Source organism: Actinoplanes aureus (assembly GCF_015704865.1).
Taxonomy (GTDB): Bacteria; Actinomycetota; Actinomycetes; order Mycobacteriales; family Micromonosporaceae; genus Actinoplanes; species Actinoplanes aureus.
The window spans coordinates 184,688-207,123 of record NZ_JADQTO010000004.1; the positions used below are offsets into that span (position 1 = coordinate 184,688).

The 22,436-nt window shown below is 71.9% G+C and carries 20 protein-coding genes; 10 read left to right on the plus strand and 10 right to left on the minus strand.

Annotation, left to right across the window (positions count from 1 at the left end; all coding sequences use genetic code 11):
• The first annotated feature begins 46 nt into the window (after nucleotides 1-46).
• The 4 genes from fdxA to I4J89_RS09640 are packed head-to-tail and all read left to right on the plus strand — an operon-like array spanning nucleotide 47 to nucleotide 3,426.
• On the plus strand, nucleotides 47-373 hold the full coding sequence (gene fdxA, locus I4J89_RS49415) for a ferredoxin (protein WP_309238248.1): 327 nt from the start codon (nucleotides 47-49) through the stop codon (nucleotides 371-373).
• Nucleotides 370-1,476: a succinyldiaminopimelate transaminase gene (dapC, locus tag I4J89_RS09630; protein WP_230858713.1), complete on the plus strand. Its 1,107-nt coding sequence runs from the start codon at nucleotides 370-372 to the stop codon at nucleotides 1,474-1,476. The genes fdxA and dapC overlap by 4 nt, the downstream gene beginning before the upstream one ends.
• A 15-nt stretch (nucleotides 1,477-1,491) precedes the next feature.
• Nucleotides 1,492-2,133: an SIMPL domain-containing protein gene (locus tag I4J89_RS09635; protein ID WP_196413528.1), complete on the plus strand. Its 642-nt coding sequence runs from the start codon at nucleotides 1,492-1,494 to the stop codon at nucleotides 2,131-2,133.
• A 48-nt stretch (nucleotides 2,134-2,181) separates the two neighbouring features.
• Nucleotides 2,182-3,426: a DUF4407 domain-containing protein gene (locus I4J89_RS09640; RefSeq protein WP_196413529.1), complete on the plus strand. Its 1,245-nt coding sequence runs from the start codon at nucleotides 2,182-2,184 to the stop codon at nucleotides 3,424-3,426.
• Nucleotides 3,427-3,434: 8 nt separating this feature from the next.
• On the opposite strand, the gene I4J89_RS09645 is transcribed toward I4J89_RS09640, so the two are convergent.
• The 8 genes from I4J89_RS09645 to I4J89_RS09680 form a co-directional block, all read right to left on the minus strand.
• Nucleotides 3,435-4,442, minus strand: coding sequence for an SDR family oxidoreductase (locus I4J89_RS09645; protein WP_196413530.1), 1,008 nt, complete (start codon nucleotides 4,440-4,442; stop codon nucleotides 3,435-3,437).
• Between the two features lie 11 nt (nucleotides 4,443-4,453).
• Entirely contained in the window at nucleotides 4,454-5,107 is a 654-nt protein-coding gene (locus I4J89_RS09650) for a hypothetical protein (protein WP_196413531.1), read from the minus strand.
• A 437-nt stretch (nucleotides 5,108-5,544) separates the two neighbouring features.
• Complete coding sequence (locus tag I4J89_RS09655; protein ID WP_196413532.1) at nucleotides 5,545-6,240, minus strand: hypothetical protein; 696 nt, start codon at nucleotides 6,238-6,240, stop codon at nucleotides 5,545-5,547.
• Nucleotides 6,237-6,719 (minus strand): hypothetical protein, encoded by a 483-nt coding sequence (locus I4J89_RS09660; RefSeq protein WP_196413533.1) that lies wholly within the window; start codon nucleotides 6,717-6,719, stop codon nucleotides 6,237-6,239. Before I4J89_RS09660 ends, I4J89_RS09655 begins: the two co-directional genes overlap by 4 nt.
• Nucleotides 6,720-6,785: 66 nt before the next feature.
• Nucleotides 6,786-7,262, minus strand: coding sequence for a hypothetical protein (locus tag I4J89_RS09665; protein WP_196413534.1), 477 nt, complete (start codon nucleotides 7,260-7,262; stop codon nucleotides 6,786-6,788).
• Nucleotides 7,263-7,760: 498 nt separating this feature from the next.
• Nucleotides 7,761-8,510 carry a class I SAM-dependent methyltransferase gene (locus tag I4J89_RS09670; RefSeq protein ID WP_309238249.1) on the minus strand — a complete coding sequence of 250 codons (750 nt, stop codon included), beginning with the start codon at nucleotides 8,508-8,510 and terminating at the stop codon, nucleotides 7,761-7,763.
• A gap of 113 nt (nucleotides 8,511-8,623) precedes the next feature.
• Entirely contained in the window at nucleotides 8,624-9,706 is a 1,083-nt protein-coding gene (locus I4J89_RS09675) for a DNA polymerase III subunit beta family protein (RefSeq protein ID WP_373688112.1), read from the minus strand.
• A 34-nt stretch (nucleotides 9,707-9,740) separates the two neighbouring features.
• Nucleotides 9,741-10,340: a LysE/ArgO family amino acid transporter gene (locus tag I4J89_RS09680; RefSeq protein WP_196413535.1), complete on the minus strand. Its 600-nt coding sequence runs from the start codon at nucleotides 10,338-10,340 to the stop codon at nucleotides 9,741-9,743.
• 70 nt (nucleotides 10,341-10,410) lie between these two features.
• On the opposite strand from I4J89_RS09680, the gene I4J89_RS09685 reads away from it, so the two are divergent.
• A complete protein-coding gene (locus I4J89_RS09685; RefSeq protein ID WP_196413536.1) occupies nucleotides 10,411-11,235 on the plus strand; it encodes a LysR family transcriptional regulator ArgP in 825 nt (274 codons plus the stop codon).
• On the opposite strand, the gene dapD is transcribed toward I4J89_RS09685, so the two are convergent.
• Nucleotides 11,232-12,212 (minus strand): 2,3,4,5-tetrahydropyridine-2,6-dicarboxylate N-succinyltransferase, encoded by a 981-nt coding sequence (dapD, locus tag I4J89_RS09690; RefSeq protein WP_196413537.1) that lies wholly within the window; start codon nucleotides 12,210-12,212, stop codon nucleotides 11,232-11,234. The genes I4J89_RS09685 and dapD overlap by 4 nt on opposite strands.
• A gap of 34 nt (nucleotides 12,213-12,246) precedes the next feature.
• On the opposite strand from dapD, the gene dapE reads away from it, so the two are divergent.
• Nucleotides 12,247-13,317, plus strand: a complete 1,071-nt coding sequence (dapE, locus tag I4J89_RS09695) for a succinyl-diaminopimelate desuccinylase (protein WP_196413538.1) — start codon at nucleotides 12,247-12,249, stop codon at nucleotides 13,315-13,317.
• Here dapE and I4J89_RS09700 read toward each other — a convergent pair.
• On the minus strand, nucleotides 13,314-13,514 hold the full coding sequence (locus I4J89_RS09700; protein WP_196413539.1) for a hypothetical protein: 201 nt from the start codon (nucleotides 13,512-13,514) through the stop codon (nucleotides 13,314-13,316). The two genes, dapE and I4J89_RS09700, sit on opposite strands and share 4 nt — an antisense overlap.
• A gap of 174 nt (nucleotides 13,515-13,688) precedes the next feature.
• On the opposite strand from I4J89_RS09700, the gene I4J89_RS09705 reads away from it, so the two are divergent.
• From I4J89_RS09705 to I4J89_RS09720, 4 genes are read left to right on the plus strand one after another with little or no spacing between them, the layout of a single operon-like run.
• Nucleotides 13,689-14,456, plus strand: a complete 768-nt coding sequence (locus I4J89_RS09705; protein ID WP_196413540.1) for an LOG family protein — start codon at nucleotides 13,689-13,691, stop codon at nucleotides 14,454-14,456.
• A gap of 1 nt (nucleotide 14,457) precedes the next feature.
• Complete coding sequence (locus I4J89_RS09710; protein ID WP_196413541.1) at nucleotides 14,458-15,009, plus strand: LOG family protein; 552 nt, start codon at nucleotides 14,458-14,460, stop codon at nucleotides 15,007-15,009.
• A 29-nt stretch (nucleotides 15,010-15,038) separates the two neighbouring features.
• Nucleotides 15,039-18,752 carry an ATP-dependent helicase gene (locus tag I4J89_RS09715; RefSeq protein ID WP_196413542.1) on the plus strand — a complete coding sequence of 1,238 codons (3,714 nt, stop codon included), beginning with the start codon at nucleotides 15,039-15,041 and terminating at the stop codon, nucleotides 18,750-18,752.
• Complete coding sequence (locus I4J89_RS09720) at nucleotides 18,749-22,420, plus strand: ATP-dependent DNA helicase (RefSeq protein ID WP_196413543.1); 3,672 nt, start codon at nucleotides 18,749-18,751, stop codon at nucleotides 22,418-22,420. The genes I4J89_RS09715 and I4J89_RS09720 overlap by 4 nt, the downstream gene beginning before the upstream one ends.
• Nucleotides 22,421-22,436: the final 16 nt, after the last annotated feature.

Genomic DNA, 22,436 nt, shown 5'->3' on the forward strand with positions numbered 1-22,436 from the left:
TTTGTCGTCGGCGGTCCCCGCGGCGTGGCTTTGAAGGGAAAGACCAGTGACCTACATCATCGCTGAGCCCTGCGTCGATGTTCTCGACAAGGCGTGCATCGAAGAATGCCCGGTCGACTGCATCTACGAGGGCAACCGGATGCTCTACATCCACCCCGATGAGTGCGTCGACTGCGGGGCCTGCGAGCCGGTCTGCCCCGTCGAGGCGATCTTCTACGAGGATGACGTGCCGGACCAGTGGAAGGACTACACGAACGCGAACTACGAGTTCTTCGAGGACCTCGGTTCGCCTGGTGGTGCCTCCAAGGTCGGCAAGATCGACAAGGACACGCCGTTCGTGATCTCCCAGCCGCCGCGCGGGGACGAGCACTGAACGTTCGGTCGTCGGCCCTGCCGGACTTCCCCTGGGACCTGCTGGAGCCGGCCAAAGCCATCGCCGCGGCGCACTCCGGCGGCATTGTCGACCTCTCGGTCGGCACGCCGGTCGACTCGGTCCCGCCGGCCGTCCGGCAGGCCCTCGCCGATTCGTCGGACGCGCCCGGCTACCCGCTGACCGCGGGTTCGCCGGCGCTGCGTGCCGCGATCACCGGCTGGATCTCGCGGGAGTGTCACGCTTCCGGTGAGTTCGGCGTGCTGCCCACGATCGGCTCCAAGGAACTGGTCGCTTGGTTGCCGACGCTGCTCGGGGTCGGCCCCGGCGACGTCGTGGTGATCCCGGCGGTCTGCTACCCGACGTACGAGGTCGGCGCCAAGCTCGCCGGCGCCGAGGTGGTCCGGTCCGACTCGCTGACCGCGGTCGGGCCTGATCCGCGCGTCAAGCTGATCTGGATCAACTCCCCGTCCAACCCGACCGGCCGGGTGCTCCCCGTCGAGCACCTGCGCAAGGTGGTGGCCTGGGGACGCGAGCGCGGCGTGATCGTGGTCAGCGACGAGTGCTACGTCTCGCTGGGCTGGGAGTCCGAGCCGGTCTCGGTGCTGTCCGACGAGGTGACCGGTGGAGACTACTCCGGTGTGCTGGCCGTGCACTCGCTCTCCAAGCGCTCCAACCTGGCCGGTTACCGGGCCGGTTTCGTCGGCGGCGATCCGGCCCTGGTCGGCGAGCTGCTCGCGGTCCGCAAGCACGCCGGGATGATCGTCCCCGCGCCGGTGCAGGCCGCCATGGTCGCCGCGCTGAACGACGAGGCTCACGTCGCCGAGCAACGAGTCCGGTACGCGGCACGCCGCGACATGCTGCGCACCGCGCTGGTCAAGTCGGGCTTCGAGATCAGTCATTCGGAGGCCGGCCTGTACCTGTGGGCCACCCGCGACGAGGACTGCTGGGCAACCGTCGACCGGCTCGCCCGCCGCGGGATCCTGGCGGCGCCGGGCGCCTTCTACGGCCCGTCCGCGGCCAAGCACGTGCGGATCGCCCTGACCGCGACCGACGAGCGGGTGGCCACGGCCGCCGACCGGCTCGCCGAGCCGTTCACCGACTGAAGCGAGGGACTCGCCGTGGACAAGCCGATCGTGACCGTCCACGGCGAGGCCCGCCGCGAGATTCCGCCGGAGCAGGCGGTCTTCTCGATCACCGTCTCCTCCTCCGACCGTGACAAGGCTGCCCTGGTCGCCCGCATCACCCGGCGGGCTGCCGAAATCGACGCGGTCCTGGATCGCCGCGGCCCGGCGGTCGAGCGCCGGGAGACCGCCGGCATCCACATGAGCCCGGAGTACAACCGGCGCGGCAAGCGCGCCGAGACCTACGCGGGATCGATCACCACGACGGTCACCGTCATCGACTTCGACCCGCTCGGAGAACTCCTGGCCGAGCTCGCCGCCGGAGAGCTGACCTCGATCTCCGGCCCCTGGTGGCAGCTTCGCCCGGGCAGCCGGGCCGATGCCGGCGTGCGCGGCGAGGCCGTCACCGACGCCCTGGACCGGGCCCGGGTGTACGCGGCCGCGGTCGGTGCCGAGCTGGACCGGATCGTCGAGATCGCCGACGCCGAAGCGGCGCCCGCGTATGAGCTGTTGCGGGGCGCGGTCGCCGAGTCCGACGAAGCCGGCGCCGCATTCGACCTGTATCCCCGGCAGCAGACCGTCGAGGCCCGGGTTCTCCTCCGGGTCAGCATCACGGAGCCGACCGTCCTGCGCGGCTGATCCGCCAAATCCCCGCGCGCGGCCGGGTTGTCGACCAGACTCGGCTGCATGCGCAAGGGCCTCGGGCACCTGCTGCTGCGGGTGGCGAACGTGAATCCGCGAAGTGTGACCACACACTCGGACCGCGTTCTTTATCGATCTATCGGTGTCTTCATCCTGCTCTATGCCGTCTACGCGACGGCGGGCGGTGCCGCGTTCATCGACGCCAGCACCGGCTACTCACATCCCTGGTATCAGTGGCTGGTGGGGCCACTGGTGGCGGTGGGTGTGGTCGCGTACGACCGGGCGGTGGTCGGCCGGGTGGCGATCAACTACGACCGGCTCGACTCGGCGGACCCGCGGCATCTGCTGCGCCCGCCCACGCTCGGGCTCTACCTCGGCCGGCTGGGACTGGCCCTGCTCTTCGCCGTGGTGGTGACCGAGCCGCTGATGCTGGCCCGGTACCGAGGCGAGATCGACGCCCGGCTCGCCGAGGTGCACAGCTCCCAGCTCGAGCAACTGGACCGGGGCGGGGCGGTCGCCGGGTACACCGCGCGGCTCGCCGAGTTGCGGACGGAGTCGGCCGGCGACGACGCGGCCGTACGTGAGCTGTCCGACCAGGCGTCCGGCAAGCGGGCCGACGCCCGCCTGCTCTACCGGCAGGCGCTGGCCGACTCGGCCGGCGACGGGGTCACCCGCGCGGCGGGCTGCCCGAGCGGCGGTTACTGCCAGAGGCTGGTGCAGCGCTCACGGGCCCTGGACGGGGAGGCCTCCGCTCTGGACCAGCAGGCCGTTCAGTTGCGGCAGGATCAGCGGGCCGCGCGGGCGGCCCGGGCCGCCGAGCAGACCCGGCTGAGCGAGGCGATCGCGCGGGCCAAGGCCGCCAACGCCGCGGTGGTACGCGCGGACGCCGGCTTCGGTGCCCGTACCGCGGCCATGTGGCACCTGATCACCGCGGACTTCTGGGGCGTCGGCCTGTTCTATCTCGGCATCGCTCTGCTGCTGGTGGCTCTGGACTGTGCGGCCATCGGGCTGAAGTTCGCCTCCCGCGGTAACGCGTACGAGCGGGCCGAGGCGCGGGCCGCCCGGCTCCGGGAGCACGAGGCGTCGCTGATCCACGAGCGGGAGATCCATGACGCCCGCACGTACGGTGACGCGACCGCGAAGGTGATCGCCGACGGCATCGAAGCGGCCAGCCACGACGGCCGCCTGGTCCGGGCCGCCGAGGATCATGCTCGCGCCGTCCTGACCACCGCGGTCGTCGCCCCGGCCGATCTCGACCGGAAGATCCCGCGTCACCGGATCAACGCCTGACTCCGGACTCAGCGGGTGCGGGTGGCGGCCCAGACCGCGCCCGCACCGGCGAGCACGCCGCCGGCGACCGAGGCGAGCAGCCCGTGATGCTGTGACGCCCAGAGCTGAAGGCTGCGGGACTTGGCGTCCTCGTCGAACGCGCCGTGTGCACCCGCGTCCCGGCCGCCCGGCCCGTCGGCCGGGGACCAGAGGTTCGCCGGCTGGTCCGGGTCGCGACGCTCGTCGGTCTGCTGACCGTCGTACCCGCTCCGGGCCAGATACCGGTCGAGCAGCCCGGGCGCCACGGCGTTCGCGGCCAGCGTCAGCGCGGTCGAGCCGCCGACCCAGTACTCCCGGCGGCGCGGATGGTCCGCGGCGTAGAGCACGGCCCGCGCGGCGACTTCCGGCTGGTAGATCGGCGGCACCGGCTGCGCGTTGCGGCCCAGCCGGGAGAGCACCCACCGGAACTGCGGGGTGTTCACCGCCGGCATCTGCACCATGGTGACGTGGACGTTGCTCCGCTCGTGCAGCAACTCGACCCGCAGTGACTCGGTGAAGCCCTGCACCGCGTGCTTCGCGCCGCAGTAGGCGCTCTGCAACGGGATGCCACGGTAGGCCAGCGCCGAGCCGACCTGCACGATCGCGCCCCGGTCGCGGGGCTGCATCCGGGACAGCGCGGCCCGGGTGCCGTGCACGTAACCGAGGTAGGTGACCTCGGTGGTTCGGGCGAACTCGTCCATCTCGATCTCGGCGAACGGGGCGAAGACGCTGGAGAAGGCGTTGTTCACCCAGAGCTCGATCGGGCCGAGCTCCTTCTCGATCCGGTCCGCGGCGGCGTCTACCGCGGCGAAGTCGGCGACGTCGACCTCCAGGGGCAGGGCGGTGCCGCCGGCTCGGCGTACGTCATCGGCTGCACCTTCCAGCCCTTCCTCACCGCGAGCGAGCAGCGCGACCGCGTCTCCGCGCGCCGCCAGGCGGCGGGCGACCGCCCGCCCGATACCGGCGCTCGCGCCGGTCACCACCGAGATCCTGGTCATGCTGCTGTGTTTCACCGGTCTGCGGGACCGGAAACATAACGTACGGCGTGCGCCTGCACCGGAACGCTGAAGGTGGCGCCGCGGCACGCGGCCGGCCCGCTACGCATGGTGAGAGCCCCCGGAAGGATGAACGTCCCGATCGTTCCCTCCGGAACCTCCCAGATCACCGGGAAGTCGGCCTGGTTGATCTCCACCTGCGGATTCACGCAGCCGGCCGCGCGATGTGCGTGGTCGGCGACAGCCGAATCCGAGCTCCGCATGATCGACGTGATCCGGATCGGTTCGGCGTGCCGGTTGGCCACGGTGATCGTCAGATTGCCGGCGCTGCCGGGTCGCAGCTGCTGGTGGGTGTCCGAGGTGCCGCTCAACGCCAGCTCGAAGGCAGCGCCGACCGGCTCGCTGGGGCCGTTGAATCTCCAGTACGCCCACGCCGCTCCCGCGTTGGCCAGCACCGCCGCGATCGCCGCGGCGGTCAGGATGGTGCGGGCCCGCCGGTCGAACCGGCGCCGTGGGGTGCCGGGCCGGTGTACCTCCCACGTCGGCTCCTCGTGGTCGGCCGTCTCCAGCTCGATGTGCGGGGTCGGGGCCTTCCCCCGCGATCGCCCACCACGGAGGTGCGGTGCGCTCCCCTCACGGAGACTCGTCAGAACGTCGCGTCGATTCACGACGCGGCCTCCGCGGTCGCGGCCGCGGGTGACTGGCTCAGTTCGGGCATGCGGCTCGCTCCTCCTCGAAGGCCGGTGTGGGAATCGTGCCTGTTCGGCGCTGATACAACGGTCCCTGATGGAGATGTCCGATGTGATCGGTTTTCCGTACGTCGTTCCGGCGCATAAATCGGACAGGTCTGCCTATCCGGCTTAACCCGCCGGGGTGAGGGCATCGGGGGTCGCCGTTGCCCTGCTCAAGCGCCTCGACCGGCGGTGACCGGTGAGCCCAGTCGAGATGCCCAGCTAGCGCGCCCGCCTCACTACCTCAAATCAGCACCAGTCTACGCGCAACATACCGGCTCGGTCAGATAGTGTAGAAGAGTACGAAACCGGGCACGGTTCGAGCCCTCCGGAATGCTGATCCGAAGGGCTCGACCGCTACCCGGTAACCGCGGTTACTGCCCGGCAGGCGGCGGTTCCACCACGCCACTGGCCGACGTGAGGGGCTCCGGAGCAGTTGTGGTCTGCTCCGGCGTGACCGTCCCGGGCTCGTCTCCGGTCGCCGCCGGATCCGGAGACCTGCCCGGCGATGTCGTGGCCGGATCCGGAGACCTGCCCCGCGATGTCGTGGCCGCCGGAGCCGGCTCCGGCGCGACCGGCGCGACCGGGTCGGCCGGGTCGGCCGGAGCGGTCGCCGCCCGCCCGACGGGAGCCGCCGGGAACGTGAGACGCCGACTCGGCCTGCTCTCCGCTCCGATCCACTGCCGGAGTCGCGGCACGATCGTCCAGCGCCACCTGCCCCCGGCCACCTCGCTCGCGGCGAAGATGATCGACTCCGTGGACCCGCCGCCGGCGGCCACGGTGTGCGTGACGTCCGGCCGGGGCGGGTCACTCACGCTGTGCGCGGTCACCGAGTAGTGATCCATCCGTACGCCCGGCGCGATCTCCTGCGCGCTCCAGGTGATCACGGCCTGCCCGCTCTGCTTCGCCACGCTGGGTTCGATCCCGCGCGGCATCGTGGCCACCTTCGCCGTGAAGGCCGCCGGGTTGTCCGGCAGGGTCCATCCGCCCGCGTAGGCGAACACCGTCCCGGTCGCACCCAGGGTGGCCACCACGCCGGCCACCAGCAGGAACTTCCCGGCGCGCCTCATCGGCTCATCCGATGGCCGACGCCGGACACCGTGATCGTGAAGTCGGCTCCCGCGCACTTCTCGGACGCGTTGACCGGCATCACGATCGGGATCGAGCCGTCGAGCTCGGTACGCCCGGTCGCCGCCACCGTCGCCGGAAGCCGCCCGCTGTACTCACGAACCCGCAGATTTCCCGCGGTGGCCGGGCAGCCGCGCCGCGACGACGAGGACACCGTGGCGGTCAGCCGTTGCAGGGAGATCCGGAAACCGAGCGGATTGCGTACCGTGATCTTCATCTGTTTCACCGCTCCGGGGTAGAGACCCCGGACCGGCTTGCCTTCCAGAACGAAGTGGAGCGGCCCGTCGGGCTGGTCACCGTCCCGGCCGACCAGCAGCAGGGCGTCGCCGTCCCGGACGGACGGAGGGTCGGGGGCGACGGCGACCAGGACGCCGGCCAGGACGGCCGCCGCGGCAGCCGCGGTCCACGAGCTCTTCAACATGGACTGTCCCGGATATCGAGGGCGATGCGGTGGGACGGCGGCCGCCGTCCCACCGGGGCAACCGGATCAGGCCTTGCTCACACCGGTGAAGGTGTAGACCACCTTGATCGTCTTGCCGGCGCAGGCCTGCGGAATGCTGCCGATCGTCACATCGGACGAGACCGCGTGATCGGAGGTCAGCGCAGGGATCGTCGGCGTGCCCGGGAAGTCGGTCGTGATCACGCCGGGGGCGAACAGCCCGGTCTTGCAGTCGTTGGAGGCCGGATTGACGGTCACGTCGGCGACCCCCACGGTTCCGGTGAGCTGGACCGGGAACTCGTTGGGGTTCTCGACGGTCGTCGCCATCTTGGTCGCGAGGCCGGGGTAGAGGTTCTTGGTGAAACTCGAGGTCGCCTTCAGCTTCTTGATCTCCGCGGCCTTGGCGCTGGCCTCCCCGGAACCCTCGATGCCCCAGCCGGTGATGGCTGCCCATGCCGCACCGCCGCTCAGAGCGACAGCGGTGACGCCGGCGATGACAGCGGAACGCTTGGTGATCTTGCGCATGGAATGTTCCTCCTGGAACGGTCAGCGTGCGCCCACCCCCGCACGGATCGGAAGCGACCGTAACGGGGTGCACGTCGTTAATCGGGTGTCCCGGGAGCCCGTCAAGGCATCCCGGCGCTGCGACAAAGATGGCTGACCGGCCATTTCCCGGCGATAGTTCTTCCCGCCCGCCTCTTGCATGCGAGACGACGGTGCCTCCGAGCCGTTCCGGCTACCCCATACGCGTTACGGAGCTCGCCGAACGCTCATCGGCGGCTCGTGAACCAATCCTGCAAGTCCGGCTCGACCAGCCGAAACAGCCGGCTCGCACGCGTCTGCGAATATCTCAAGCCCGAGCCCGTCTCGGATTCGCGAAAAGCCCGCCCGAGATGCTTGAAACGTGAAGCTTTAATGTGAAACCAAGCGTTCGGCAGAATTCTCGGCGCGCCATTCTCCGATCAACCGCCACTAACGGGTTAGCCGTTCTGGTCAGCCGTTCCCCTGAAAGAGCTGTCTGTCTTATGCCTCTGTCGGTCGCTCGGCCTGTACCAGGAACCGATGCGCCCGCGCGGTGAACTCGCCCCGGGCCCGGATCGTCGCGGCGAGGCGGGCCAGCGCCCGCTCATACCGATGCGGGGTGAAGTCCCGAATCTGCCAGGGCACGGTCCGCAGCTGATGCACCACCGCGGAGATGTCCCGGAAGACCGCGGCCGGGTGCTCCTCGCGCACATCGGTCACCTGGAGCCCGGCCGCCTCCAGCGACGCGACCGCGACCTCGGCGTCCCAGCGTCGCGGGTGCAGGGGAGGCGCCTCGAGCGCGGCGTTCAGATCGGCCAGGTCGTCGCTGCCCACCTGCTGGGTGAGCAGGACACCACCGGGCTTCAGCAGGCGGGCGATGTCTGCGGCGGGCAACCGGCCGTGCCGGCTGAGCACCACGTCGAACTCGTTCTCCCCGGCGGGCAGCTCGGTGAGCACCGCGACGCCGAACGGGGTGAGCCGCTCCCGTGCGGCCGGAGTGTTCCGCGCCCAGCTCTCGACCGCCACGGTGTGCGGGGGCAGCGGGGCCAGCTCGGCGAGCAGCTCGCCGCCGCCGGTGTCCAGGTCGAGCAGGCTGGCAGCGCGGCGCACCAGCGGACGGGCCATCTCCAGGTACGACCAGGACGGCTCGGACGCCACGGCCAGGCCGTCCAGCCAGGCGAATTCCCACCCGGTCATGGAGGCGCCGGTAGCCGCGGCGTTCAGTTCGTCCTCCTGCCGGTTGCTGCGCACATCGGGAAACGTAGCCGGGTGCCCGGCCGGGGGGCGACTCCATCTCACGTCCCATACGGGACCGGTGCCGGACTGTGGCTGAACGGTTACCAGAGACACCTCGGCGCCGGAGGTCAGTGCCGGACCGGCATCAGGATCGAGAACCGGGTCTCGTCACCCGGCACCCGGACCGCCAGCGGGTGAAACGGCCCGTCCAGCTCGAGCACCAGCTGCCCGGCGCCACCGGCGTCCAGCGCCTGGAGCAGGAACTCACGGTTCACCGCGACGTGCGCGGTGGCGTCGGCCGCCCACTCGCTCTCGGCGGCCAGGTGCAGGCCGCCCGAGGGGTCCAGGCCGAGGATCGAAACCCGGTACGCGGAGCCATCGTGCTCGCGTGCCACCACCGGTGCCGCGGCGAGCCGCTCCCGGAGATCGGCCGCGTCCACCGGAACCCGGCGGGTCTCCGGGCCGGCCGGACTCAGCAACCGGCGGTAATCCGGGAAGTCGATGTCGATCGGCTTGTCCTCGACCACCAGGTCGCCGGCCCGGGCGGACACCCGCTCGGCCGTCAGGTTCAAGGTCACCGATCCACTGCGAAGCTCACACAGGGACTCGACGAACGTCAGCGGCACGAAGATCCGGGCCGCCGCACCCGCCACCTCGGCCGGGGTGGCGGCCACGGCAAGGCGATATCGATCGGTCGCGACGACGGTGAGGACTCCCTCAACCGCCTCGAACAGGACCCCGGCGGGGATGACGTCACCGGCACCGGCCGCGGCGAACCGCACCGCGCCGAGCACGGCGGACAGGTCGGCGGCCGGCAGCGTGAGGCGGGTTGTCAGGTCGTCCTCCAGGTCGAGCAGTGAGTGCAGGCGAACGATCTCCCGGCGTGCGTCGGCGAGACCCGCCTCCAGCCGGGCCAGGTGGAGATCCAGCTTTCGCCGTACCGAATCGGGGTTTTCCAGGTCTTGCACGGCCTCCGCGATCTCGGCGACCGGCATGCCCACCCGCCGCAGCCCGGCGATGAGCCGGGCCGCTCTGATCTGATCCGCGGTATACCGGCGGTAGCCGGTCGCACGGTCCACCGCGGCTGGAACGAGCACGCCGGCGCCGTCGTAGAACCGCAGTGCGCTGACGCTCAGCCCGCTGGCCCGGGCCACCTCGCCGATCGCTCGCAAGCCCGGCCGCAGGCCCAGCTCCCGCTTGTCGCTCTTCACTCGCTCAACTCTGCGGTCTAACCCAGGGTGAGAGTCAAGCCTGCGCGATCAGGGTTATGCCGAGCCCGGCCATCACGACCGCGATCAGGCCGTCCAGAACGCGCCAGGCGGCCGGACGGGCCAGCAGCGGCGCCAGCCGGTGCGCGCCGGTGCCGAGCGCGAAGAACCACGTCAGGCTCGCGGCGGCCGCACCAAGACCGAACATCCAGCGGTGCGCGTGCTGCTGCGCCACCGAACCCAGCAGCAGCACGGTGTCCAGGTAGACGTGCGGGTTCAGGTAGGTCAGCGCGAGGCAGGTGAGCAGCGTGGCGCGCAGGGTGGCCGGCGCCTTCCCGGCCGGGTCGAGCGCCTGCGGGCGCAGCGCGCGACGCGCCGCCAGCAGGGCGTAGGCCAGCAGGAACGCGGCGCCGGCCCAGCGAATCGCGCTGACCAGTTCGGGCCGCGCGGTCAGCACCGCGCCGAGGCCGGCGATGCCGGCCGAGATCAGCGCCAGGTCCGAGAGGGCACAGGTCAACACCACCGGGAGTACGTGCTCCCGGCGCAGACCTTGACGCAGGACGAACGCGTTCTGTGCCCCGATGGCGATGATCAGGACGGCCGAGGCGGCAAACCCGGCGAAAGCGGAGGCGAACATGCCTCGACGCTACGGACGGTCGCAGCTGTACTCCAGCTAATCATTCTTACGAAGGATTAGAATCTCTAACGTGGATCGGGTGCAGCTCACGACCTTCCAGGCCGTGGTCGAGCACGGCAGCTTCGAGGCGGCGGCGCGTGCGCTGCACGTCACACCCTCCGCGGTCAGCCAGCGGATCAAGGCGCTCGAGCAGACCGTCGGCCAGGTGCTGGTGCGGCGGGTCAAACCGTGTGTGGCGACCGAGGCGGGTGAGGCTCTGATCCGGTTCGCCGGGCAGGTGGACCTGCTCGAGCGGGAGGCGCTGGGCCAGGCCCGCGGCGGCGCCCGCCTCTCGATCGTGGTCAACGCGGACTCGCTGAACAGCTGGTTCCTGCCGGTTCTCACCCGGGTGCCCGGGGTGATCTTCGAAGTGCACACCGACGACCAGGATCACACCGCCGAGCTGCTGCGGGCCGGGACCGCGATGGCGGCGGTGACCGCGGACCACGTCGCGGTCCAGGGCTGCCGGGTGGAGCGGCTCGGCGCCATGCGGTACCTGCCGGTCGCCGCCCCCGGCTTCGACGCGACCGACCTGAGCCGGGCGCCGATGCTGCTCTACAACCGCAAGGACCGCCTGCAGCATCGCTTCCTCGGCGATCGGCCGGAGCCGCCGATCCACTACGTGCCGGGCGCGGCCTCCTTCAACGAGGCGATCCGGCTCGGGCTGGGCTGGGGCCTGGTACCCGAGCAGAACGCCCGTCCCGACCTGGCGACCGGCCGCTACGTCGACATCGCGCCCGGCCGGTACCTGGACGTGCCGCTGTACTGGCAGCGCTGGCGGATCGAGTCGGAGACCCTGAACGCACTGACGGCCGCCGTTCGCACGGCGGCCGCCTCGGCGTTGCGTCCGGACTAGTCGTTGCTGTGCAGAGCGCTGTTCAGCTCGATGCCGGTGCCCTTGCGGGGGCGGGCCTCCAGGGCGCCGGACACCGAGTTGCGCCAGAACAGGAGATTGTTCACACCCGACAGCTCGATGGCCTTGACCACACGACCGTCGGGCAGCGTGAGCTTGGACGACGCGGTGATGTAGACACCCGCCTCCACGACGCAGTCGTCACCGAGCGAGATGCCGACACCCGCGTTCGCCCCGAGCAGGCTGCGCTCGCCGATGCGGACCTTCTCCTTACCGCCGCCGGAGAGCGTGCCCATGATCGACGAGCCGCCGCCGATGTCCGAGCCGTCGCCGACCACCACACCCTGCACGATCCGGCCCTCGACCATCGAGTTCCCGAGCGTCCCGGCGTTGAAGTTGACGAATCCCTCGTGCATCACGGTGGTGCCGGACGCCAGGTGGGCACCGAGCCGTACCCGGTCCGCGTCGGCGATCCGCACGCCGGACGGAACCACGTAGTCGATCATCCGCGGGAACTTGTCGACGCCGTAGACGGCGAGCTGGCGCCCGGCGGCACGCTCCAGGAAGCGCAGCTCGTCGACCCGCTCCGGCGGGCACGGGCCGGCCGAGGTCCAGGCCACGTTCGCCAGCTTGCCGAAGATCCCGTCCAGGTTCAGCGCGTTCGGCCGGACCAGGCGGTGCGAGAGCAGGTGCAGCCGCAGGTACGCGTCGGAGGCGTCGGTGATCGGGTCGGCCAGCGACTTGATCACCGTACGGACCTCGACGGTGCTCAGTCCGGGAAGCAGTTTGGGGCCGGTCTGGCCGGCCGGGAGAGCCGGCGCGTCGGCGGGCTCCTCGCCCAGGCCCAGATGCCCGGCCGGGAACCAGGTGTCCAGCACCTGCCCGTCGGCGGTGACGGTGGCGAGGCCGATGCCCCAGGCGGGCGAAGTCGAGATCGCGGTTTCCACGGACCGAACCCTACCGGACCCTGAACGAGCCATCGGGAGCGTCGTGTGCCCCCGGTATGGTGCGCTCATGGCCAACCCGCTGACCCCGGACGTGCTGCTCGACCCGGTCGTGCTGACCCGCGCCCTGGTCGACATCGAGTCCGTCTCCCGCGACGAGAAGGTGATCGCCGACTGCGTGGAGGACGTCCTCCGCAAAGCCGGGCACCTGAGCGTGCGCCGGCTGGGTAACACGGTGATGGCTCGGACCAAACTGGGCCGCGCGCAGCGGGTGGTGCTGGCCGGGCACCTGGACACGGTGCCGGTCAACGACAACCTGCCGTCCACGGTCGTCGACGACCTGATCTACGGCTGCGGCACCTCGGACATGAAGTCCGGCGTCGCCCTGGCCCTGCACCTGGCGGTCACCCTGCCCGACCCGCGATACGACCTCACCTACCTCTTCTACGAGGCGGAGGAGATCGAGTCCGAGTACAACGGGCTCAACCTGGTGGCCGAGGCCCATCCGAAGTGGCTCCAGGCCGACCTCGCGGTGCTGCTCGAACCGACGTACGGGCTGGTCGAGGCGGGCTGCCAGGGGACCATGCGGGTCCGGGTGCACACCCGGGGCCGGCGGGCGCACACCGCTCGCGCCTGGCGCGGGGTGAACGCGATCCACGCGATGGGCGCGGTGCTGCGGCGGCTCGAGGACTATCACCCGCGGACCGTGACGATCGACGGGTGTACGTACCGGGAAGGTCTGAGCGCGGTCCGGATCGGCGGCGGCATCGCCGGCAACGTGGTTCCGGACGAGTGCTCGATCGACGTGAACCTGCGTTTCGCGCCGGACCGCTCGGAGAAGCAGGCGCTGGAGCACCTGCAGGAGGTCTTCGACGGATACGAGCTTGAGGTGACCGACTCGGCGCCGGGCGCGCTCCCCGGCCTGTCCGCCGCGCCGGCCCGGGAGTTCCTCGCCGCGATCGGCCTGGAACCGGCTGGAAAGCTCGGCTGGACGGACGTCGCCCGGTTCGCCGCGCTCGGCATCCCGGCCCTGAACTACGGGCCCGGCGACCCGGCACTGGCGCACGCGCCGGACGAACACGTCGAGATCGGAAAGATCCGCGACGGCTCCGCCACCCTGTATCGCTGGCTGGCGGACTAGGCCTGCGGCGCCGGCACCCGGCCGATCGCGCGTTGTGGGAGCACCATCAGCTCGGGTGGTATCTCCATCGTCGCTTCCGGGTCGGCGGCCGGCTCGGAGTCACGTGCCGCGAAGGCGACCCGCCGTTCCTCCACCACCAGGCGGATCCGGCGCTGCATGCGGCGCTGCATCTTGAGGCGCTCGTATCGGTTCGTCATGGTGGCTGCTCCTTCGTCGGGAGCCCGGTGATGCCAGGTTCGGTAACAGTACAGACGTGTCGGAGCTACTGTCGGTTGCTTCAATCTGGCAAAAAGGTCTGCGGGTCGCAATCCTCTTACCGAAACGCAGCCGGTTATTCACGAGTTACTGACCGTCCGCACTACCTTGGACGCATGACGGAGCGCACCAACGGGCGACCACAACACGGCCCGGAACGTCATCGCGGCGCGGTCACGCTGCGGCGTGACTCCATCCCGGGAAGCACCGCCGACCAGAAACTGCTCGACTCCCACCATCGCGGTGAGTGGAAGACCAAGGACGCGTGGCGGGCGCTGCGCATCCTCTCCGAGTTCGTCGAGGGCTTCGACACCCTGGCCGATCTCCCATCGGCGGTGAGCGTCTTCGGCTCGGCCCGGAGCAGCCCGGACAGCTACGAGTGCGAGCTGGCCGAGAGCCTGGGCGCGGCGCTGGCCGAGGCCGGCTATGCGGTGATCACCGGTGGCGGGCCGGGCGTGATGGAGGCGGCCAACCGGGGGGCCACCGAAGCCGGCGGGATGTCCGTGGGCCTCGGCATCGAGCTCCCGTTCGAGCAGGGCCTCAACGACTGGGTCGACGTCGGCATCGACTTCCGCTACTTCTTCGTACGCAAGACCATGTTCGTCAAGTACGCCCAGGCCTTCGTCGTACTCCCCGGCGGCTTCGGCACACTCGACGAGCTGTTCGAGGCGATCACGCTGGTGCAGACGAAGAAGGTCACCCGCTTCCCGGTGATCCTGATGGGCACCGACTACTGGAGCGGCCTGCTCGACTGGCTGAAGCGACGGATGCTCGACGACGGCAAGATCAATGCCGCCGACATGGACCTGATCCAGGTCACCGACGACGTCGCCGAGGCGGTACGCATCATCGTGGACGCCGACGCCGCCAACGGGAAGCGGTGACGTGGCAGCCGTCTGCGTCTTCTGCGCATCCTCGAGCACTCTCGAACAACGTTGGCTGGACCTGGCCGCGGAGACCGGCCGGGAACTCGCCGAGCGGGGACACGTACTGGTCTCCGGCGGTGGCTGCGTCGGCATGATGGGCACCGTCGCCGACGGCGCCCGCTCGGCGGGCGGGCAGACCCTCGGCGTCATCCCGCAGTGCCTGGTCGACCTCGAGGTCGCCGACGTCGCCTCGGACGAGCTCCTGGTCACCACCGACATGGGCGGCCGGAAGAACGTGATGATCGAGCGGTCGGACGCGTTCCTCACCCTGCCGGGTGGTCTCGGCACGCTGGACGAGCTCTTCGAGGTGTGGACCACCGCGACCCTCGACGTGCACCACAAGCCGATCGTCCTGCTCGATCCGGACGGCTTCTACGACGGGCTGCTGCGCTGGCTCGGTGGCCTGGTGGACCAGAAGTTCGTCCGGCCCGCCGCGATGGAGCTGATCCACGTGGCCCGCACCGTCCCGGCCGCCGTCGACCTCATCGAGGACACCCTCGGCGCGGGATAACGTCGTACCGGCGTGCTCTCATAGATGCCGTGAGCACGCCGGCCCCCCAAGCACCGGTGCGCCGGCCGGCCTACCGCCTGGTCCGGCGCCCCCGCCCGGTCACGCCCGCGCTGCCGCTCGACCCGATGCAGCGCCGGGTGACCGAGCACACGTCCGGACCACTGCTGGTGATCGGCGGTCCGGGCACGGGCAAGACCTCGGTTCTGGTCGAGGCGGTCGCCGCCCGCATCGCCGCGGGCGCGGACCCGGAGCGCGTCCTGGTGCTGACCTTCGGCCGCCGCGGTGCGGCGGCGCTGCGCGACCGCATCGAGGCACGGATCGCCGACGATCCCGGGCGGATCGTGCACGAACCGCTGGTGCGGACCTTCCATGCGTACGCGTTCGGTCTCCTCCGCCGAGCCGCGGCCGAGCGGGGCGAGCCGTCACCGCGGCTGCTCACCGGTCCGGAGCAGGACCTGATCATCCGGGAGCTGCTCTCCGTCGTCGGTGATCCCGAGGCGTCCGACGAGATCGGCTGGCCGGAGGCCCTGCGGCCGGCCCTGCCCACCCGGGCCTTCGCCCAGCAGCTACGTGACCTCATGCAGCGTGCCGCCGAGCGCGGCATAGGTCCGGTCGAGCTGGCCCGCCTCGGTGAGCGGCTGGGCCGTGACGACTGGCCGGCCGCCGCCCGCTTCCTGCGGGAGTACGTGGCTGTTCTGGCCCTGCGCGACGTCACCACCCGCGGCTCCACGGCGTATGACCCGGCCGAGCTGGTCCGGGCCGCCTCCGGGCTGCTCGCCGACGAGCCGGACCTGCTGGCGGCCGAGCGGCGGCGTCTCGACTTCGTCTTCGTGGACGAGCTGGCCGAGACCGACCCGGCCCAGGTCGAGCTGCTCGGCCGGATCGCCGGCGGTGGCAAGCCGCTTGTCGCGTTCGCCGACCCGGACTCCTCGGTCTTCGGCTTCCGCGGCGCCGATCCGGAGGTGGTCTCGACCTTTCCGGCGCTGTTCCGGTCGGCGGCGGGTGCTCCCGCCGAGACCGTCGTCCTGCACACCAACTATCGGGCGGCGCCACCCCTGCTGGCGGCGACCGCGCGCGTGGCCCGGCGCATGCGCGGGCCGATGCGTCATCGCCCGATGTTCCCGCCGCCAGAGCCGGGCCCTTCCGGCGCGTTGCCGGCCAAAGCCCAGCCAGGCGCAACCCAGCCAGGCGCGATGCCGCCCGGCGCGGTGGGGGGCAGTGCTGGCGACGATCCGTTCGCTCCGGTGGCGGAGGCTGTGGTGCGGACCTTCCGGTCGCCGGCCGCCGAGACCGCCTACATCGCGCATGCCCTGCGTGAGGCGCATCTGTTGCACGGCGTCCCGTGGTCCCGGATGGCGGTGCTGATGCGTTCCACCGCGCTGCAACAGCCGTCGGTGCAGCGGGCGCTGGCCGCCGCCGGCGTGCCCACCGTCATCCATGCCGAGGATCTGCCGCTGCACCTGCAACCGGCGGTTGCGCCGTTCCTGCTGCTCATGCGCTGTGCGCTCGATCCGCGGGTGCTCGACGAGGAGGCCGCGGTCGCGTTGCTTCACTCGCCTCTCGGCGGTGCCGACCCGCTGGCCGAGCGGCGGCTGAGGCAGGGGCTCCGGGCACTCGCGCTGGCCGCCGGCGACCGTCGGCCGTCCGGGGAGCTGCTGGTCGACGCGGTCCGTGATCCGGCTGGGCTGGACATGGTCGAGCGGCGCTGGGCGCGACCGGCCCAGACGATCGCCCGGCTGATCAAGGTCGTCCGGGAGGCCGCAGCCGAGCCGGGAAGCACCGCCGAGGAGGTGCTCTGGGCTGTCTGGCGGGCCAGTGGTCTCGCCGACCGGTGGTATGCGATGAGCACCCGCACCTCCCCGATGCCGGAGCAGCGTGAGGTGGGCCGGGCCCGGCAGTGGCGGGCCGAGGCGGCCGACCGTGACCTCGACGCGATGGTGGTCCTCTTCGACGCGGCGGCCCGGTTCGTCGACCGGCTGCCCGGCGCGCGTACCGAGGTCTTCCTCGATCACGTCCTCGGCCAGGATCTGCCCGCCGACTCGATCGCGCCGAGCGCTGACCGTGGCGAGGCGGTCCGGCTGCTCACCGTGCACGCGGCCAAGGGCCTGGAGTGGGACGTGGTGGTGCTGGCCGGCGTGCAGGAGGGCATCTGGCCGGACCTGCGCCTGCGCGGCAGCCTTCTCGGTTCGGAGCGCCTGGTGGACGTCATCGCGGGCCGCCCGGCATCGGGTCCGGCGGCGGTGGCCACCGAGACGTCGGCTCTGCTGGACGAGGAACGGCGACTCTTCTACGTGGCGATCACCCGGGCCCGGCGCCGTGCGGTGGTCACCGCGGTGGCGTCGGCGAGCGCCGGCGGTTCGGTCGGTGAGGAGCAGCCGAGCCGGTTCCTCGCCGAGCTGGCGATTCCCGTTCCGCGTCCCGGCGGAGGTCCGGACGCGCCGCCACCGACCGACCCACCGGACCCGGACCCGTGGGACACCGGCCCGCCGGACGGCGACCCCGGTCCAGCCGGCGGCAACCTGTCCGGCCCGCCGGACGACAACCCCACGCTGCCACCGGACGGCGACCCCGGCTCAGCCGGCGGCGACCCGTCCGGCCCGCCGGCCGGCGGCGCGGCAGCAGTCCGCCCCGGCGAGGAGGATCCTGGTCCGGCCGGTGACGGGGATGCTGTTGTCGAGCCGGGCGTAGGCGACCCGGCTGAGGACGCCGAGCCGGTGGAGGAGGCTGAGCTTCCGGTCGGCCGGGCGCCTCGGGCCCTCACCCTGGCCTCGCTGGTGGCCGAGCTGCGTACCGTCGTGGTCGGGTCGGCGGAGACGCCCAGCCGGCGGCGCGCCGCGGCGGCCGAGCTGGCCCGCCTGGCCGCCGCCGGGGTGCCCGGCGCGCACCCGGACGAGTGGTGGGGCCTGCGCCCGCTCTCCGACGACCGCCCGCTGGTCGACGAGGGCGAGCCGGTGAAGGTCACCCCGTCGTCCATGGAGAGCGCCCTGCGGTGCAGCCTGCGCTGGCTGCTGGAACGGCACGGCGGTGCGGCCGCGGCCGGCCCGGCGCAGGGCATCGGCAACCTGGTGCACTCCGCCGCGATGCTGGCCGAGGACGCGAACGCCGACCGGGAGAAGCTGGTCGAGTACGTGTCCGCCCGGTTCGACTCGATCGAGCTGGCGGCCCGCTGGCTGGCCGGACCGGAGCAGGAACGCGCCCAGGGCATGGTCGACAAGCTGTTGCGCTGGCTCGCGGTGAACCCGCGCCGGCTGCTCGCGATCGAGCACGAGTTCACGGTCCGGCTGGAGGACGAGCGGCGCCCGATCCAGCTGACCGGGCGGGTGGACCGGCTGGAGATCGACGAGGAGGGCCGGCTCGTCGTGATCGACCTGAAAACCGGTAAGACCACCGCCGTCTCGGCCGCCGATGTTGCGGAGAACCCGCAGCTCGGGGGCTATCAGGCCGCCGTCGACGCGGGTGCCTTCGCCGACTACGGGACGAACACCGGTGGTGCGGCGCTGGTGCAGCTGGGGCCGGGCAAGGAGGCGCGGGAGCAGATGCAGCTGCCGCTCACCGAGGCGGCGGACCCGCAGTGGGCGTACGAGATGGTGCGCCGCACCGCCGAGACCATGGCCGCGTCGACCTTCTCCGCGGTGGCGAACAGCCGGTGCCGGGTCTGCCCGGTCCGGACCAGCTGCCCCATCTCCGGCAAGGGCCGTCAGGTCGTCGAGCCGGGCCTGCCCCGACCGGACGAGCGCCGATGACCCAGCCGACCCTTTTCACCGACGATCCGCGTCCGCGCCGCCGGGCCGCCGAGGGCCCCCGCTACACGCCGCGCGAGCTCGCCCGGATGCTGCACCTGCCGCCGCCCACCCCGGAGCAGGAGGCGATCATCGCCGCCCCGGTGGACCCGCTGCTGGTGGTCGCGGGCGCCGGTTCCGGCAAGACCGAGACGATGGCGTCGCGGGTGGTCTGGCTGGTCGCCAACGGTTACGCGCATCCCGGCGAGATCCTCGGCCTCACCTTCACCCGAAAGGCCGCCGGGGAGCTGGCACACCGGGTCCGCACCCGTCTCGGGCAGCTGATCCGCCGGCTCGGCCGGGACGACGCCTTCGCCGGCGAGGCGACCATCTCGACCTACCACGCCTACGCCGCCCGGGTGGTCACCGAGCACGGCCTCCGCGCCGGGTACGAGCCGTCCGCCCGCCTGCTCACCGAGGCCGCCCGCTGGCAGATCGTCGATTCGCTGGTTCGTGGCTACACCGGGGAGATGACCGGGCTGAACCGCGCACCCGGCACGGTGACCGACGACGTGCTGGCACTCTCCGCCGAGCTCGCCGAGCACCTGGTCTCGCCGGAGGACCTGGCCGCCTGGACCGGCCGGTTCTTCGCCGAGGTGCAGGAGTTCCCCGGGCGGGTCTACGCCGATGTGACCGAGGTGCTGCGCCGCCAGCAGCACCGGCTCACCCTGCTGCCCTTGGTCCGCCTCTACGAGCAGCGCAAACTCGACCTGGAGGCGATGGACTTCGGCGACCAGATGGCCCGGGCCGCCCGGGTGGCGCGGGACCACCCGCAGGTCGGGGAGATCGAGCGCGGCCGGTTCCGCGTCGTGCTGCTGGACGAGTACCAGGACACCAGCCACGCCCAGGTCACCATGTTGAACAACCTGTTCGGCGGCGGCCACCCGGTGACCGCGGTCGGTGACCCGTGCCAGTCGATCTACGGCTGGCGGGGCGCCTCGGCCGGCACCCTGGAGCGGTTTCCGGCCGAGTTCACCGACCGTTCCGGCCGTCCCGCCTGGGTGCGCGGCCTGACCCGGAGCTGGCGCAACCGGCCGGAGATCCTGCGGGTGGCGAACACGCTCGCCGCTCCGTTGAACGCCCAGGTCGGCGTCCTGAAGGCAGCCGATCGGGTGGCTCCGGCGGTGGGTGGGCGCACGGTGACCTGCGCGCTGCTGCCGACGTACGCGGACGAGGCGAACTGGATCGCCGACTCGATGCTCACCGCGTGGCGGCTCGTCGCCGGGATGCCCGCGGTGCTGCCCGAGGAGATTCCGCTGGAGCAGCGCCCGACCAGTGCCGTGCTGGTCCGGGTGCGCAGCCAGATCCCGGTGATCGAGGAGGCGCTGCGGGCCCGCGGCCTGCCGGTCGAGGTGGTCGGCCTGGGCGGTCTGCTCGACACCCCGGAGGTCCGGGACGTGGTGTGCACGCTGCGCGTCCTCGCCGACCCGACCGACGGGGCGTCGCTGTTGCGCCTGCTCACCGGCGCCCGCTGGCGGATCGGCCCGCGGGACCTGGTGGCGTTGCACCGCCGCTCCCGGTCGATCGCCGCCGCCCGGGCCGTGCCGTCGCGGGAGCAGGAGCAGGAGGACGTGACTGCCGACAAGCTGGACGACGCGACCCTGGTCGAGGCGATGGCCGACCTCGGGATGCCCCAGCAGTACTCGGTCGAGGGGTATGCGCGGCTGCGTGCCTACAGCCGCGAGTTGTACGCCCTGCGGCAACGCCTGGACCAGCCACTGCCCGACCTGCTCGCCGACATCGAGCGCACCATCGGCCTGGATGTCGAGGTGGCGGTGCGGGGCTGGGCGGCCGGTGACGCCGGGCTGGCCCGTGGGCATCTCGACGCGCTCGGCGAGGCCGCCACCCGCTACGTGAGCGAGAACGAGACTGGCACCCTCGCCGGTTTCCTGGCCTTCCTGGCCGCCGCCGAGGAGGAGGAACGCGGGCTGGAACCGGGGCAGGTCGACGTGGTCGAGGGCGCGGTGCAGATCCTGACCGCGCACGCCGCGAAGGGCCTGGAGTGGGACGTGGTTTCGGTGGCGGGACTCTGCCGGGGGGTCTGGCCCGGTCAGTCCCGCAGCTCGGACCACTATCTGGGCGGCATCGGGGTGTTGCCGTTCCCACTGCGTGGCGACTCGTCCGGGCTGCCCGAGCTCGATCTCTCCGAGGCGGTCGATCAGAAGGACGTCGCAGCGGCGGTCACCGCTTTCACCCGGACCTGGCGGGAGCACGACGAACGGGAGGAGCGCCGCCTGGCGTACGTGGCGGTCACCCGTCCCCGCCGGCTGCTGCTCTGCTCGGGCTACTGGTGGGGCGACGGTGTGAAGCGGCCGCGCGGCCCGTCGGTCTTCCTCGACGAGATCCGGGCCACCTGCGCCGAGGGCGCCGGGGTGGTCGACGTGTGGACGCCGGAGCCCGCACCGGACGAGACCAACCCGAGCGACCGCGTGGTGACCAACGCCGAATGGCCGGCCGACCCGCTCGGCCTGCGCCGCCCGGCCATGCAGGCCGCCGCCGACCTGATCCGCCGGATGATCGAAAACCCGGACGCGTCCGTCGCCGAGGCCTTCGCCGACCTGGCGTCGGCCGATCCCGAGGTGGCCGCGCGGGCCGGCCTGGCAGCGGACCTGGCCGGCATCGCCGCCGCCGGCTGGGAGCTTCCCATTCACGAACCCGATGGGGTACGCCCGGACGACACCGACCGCGAGCCCGGGGCGGGCCCGGCCGTCCCCCGGCAACGCACCGGCCCGCCGAGCCCAGCCGAGGAGGCCGGCCCGCCCACCGGCAGCGCTGAGGCGGAAGCGGTAGACGCCGTGGCCGGGGAGGCCGGCTTGGAGGGGCCGACTGCCGAGCCGGAAGAGGCTGGTGGGGAAGGACCGCCGGCCGTTGAGCTTCCGGAGCGGGAGACGCTGGTCGCCGCGGTCGAGGAGGTGGATCGCGCGGCTGAGGCGGAGGATCCGGACATCGCCCGGTGGCGTCGCGAGGCTCGGCTCCTGCTCGCCGAGCGGGAGGAGCGGGCCCGGCAGGACGGCCCGATCGAGGTGGCGCTGCCCCCGCATCTGTCCGTCTCGCAGCTGGTCGTGCTGCGCCGCGACCCGCAGTCATTGGCCCGGTCGTTGCGCCGGCCACTGCCGTACCGGCCGGCGCCGCAGGCCCGACGCGGCACGGCGTTCCACGCGTGGCTGGAGCAGCGGTTCGGATCGGCCCGGCTGATCGACATCGACGAGCTGCCGGGCGCCGCCGACGACGGTGCGGCCGGTGACGAGGAGCTGGCCGCGCTTCAGGAGGCGTTCTTGACCGGCGAGTGGGCGGATCGGAGTCCGATCGAGGTGGAGGTGCCGTTCGCTACGACAATCGCCGGGGTGGTGGTGCGTGGGCGGATGGACGCGGTCTTCGCCGACCCGGGAAACCGGTTCGACGTCATCGACTGGAAGACCGGACGGCGGCCGTCGGGCGCGGAGGCCGAGGCGGCGGCGGTGCAGCTGTCCGCGTACCGGATCGCCTGGGCTTCGCTGGCCGGTGTGCCGGTGCATCGGGTCCGGGCCGGGTTCCACTATGTCCGGGAGCAGGTCACCGTCCGTCCCGCCGATCTGATGGACGCCGCCACACTGGCCGCGCTGATCGAGGAGATCCCGGCCGAGTCCCTCTGACGGGTGGATGCGGCGG

Bases quoted from the DNA above. Each gene is read 5' to 3' on its own strand.
- I4J89_RS09640 (WP_196413529.1), top strand. From the start codon at position 2,182: ATGCGCAAGGGCCTCGGGCACCTGCTGCTGCGGGTGGCGAACGTGAAT.
- I4J89_RS09680 (WP_196413535.1), bottom strand. From the start codon at position 10,340: ATGTTCGCCTCCGCTTTCGCCGGGTTTGCCGCCTCGGCCGTCCTGATC.
- I4J89_RS09660 (WP_196413533.1), bottom strand. From the start codon at position 6,719: ATGTTGAAGAGCTCGTGGACCGCGGCTGCCGCGGCGGCCGTCCTGGCC.
- dapD (WP_196413537.1), bottom strand. From the start codon at position 12,212: ATGGCTCGTTCAGGGTCCGGTAGGGTTCGGTCCGTGGAAACCGCGATC.
- I4J89_RS09645 (WP_196413530.1), bottom strand. From the start codon at position 4,442: ATGACCAGGATCTCGGTGGTGACCGGCGCGAGCGCCGGTATCGGGCGG.
- I4J89_RS09705 (WP_196413540.1), top strand. From the start codon at position 13,689: ATGACGGAGCGCACCAACGGGCGACCACAACACGGCCCGGAACGTCAT.
- I4J89_RS09700 (WP_196413539.1), bottom strand. From the start codon at position 13,514: ATGACGAACCGATACGAGCGCCTCAAGATGCAGCGCCGCATGCAGCGC.
- I4J89_RS09720 (WP_196413543.1), top strand. From the start codon at position 18,749: ATGACCCAGCCGACCCTTTTCACCGACGATCCGCGTCCGCGCCGCCGG.
- dapE (WP_196413538.1), top strand. From the start codon at position 12,247: ATGGCCAACCCGCTGACCCCGGACGTGCTGCTCGACCCGGTCGTGCTG.
- I4J89_RS09655 (WP_196413532.1), bottom strand. From the start codon at position 6,240: ATGAGGCGCGCCGGGAAGTTCCTGCTGGTGGCCGGCGTGGTGGCCACC.
- I4J89_RS09665 (WP_196413534.1), bottom strand. From the start codon at position 7,262: ATGCGCAAGATCACCAAGCGTTCCGCTGTCATCGCCGGCGTCACCGCT.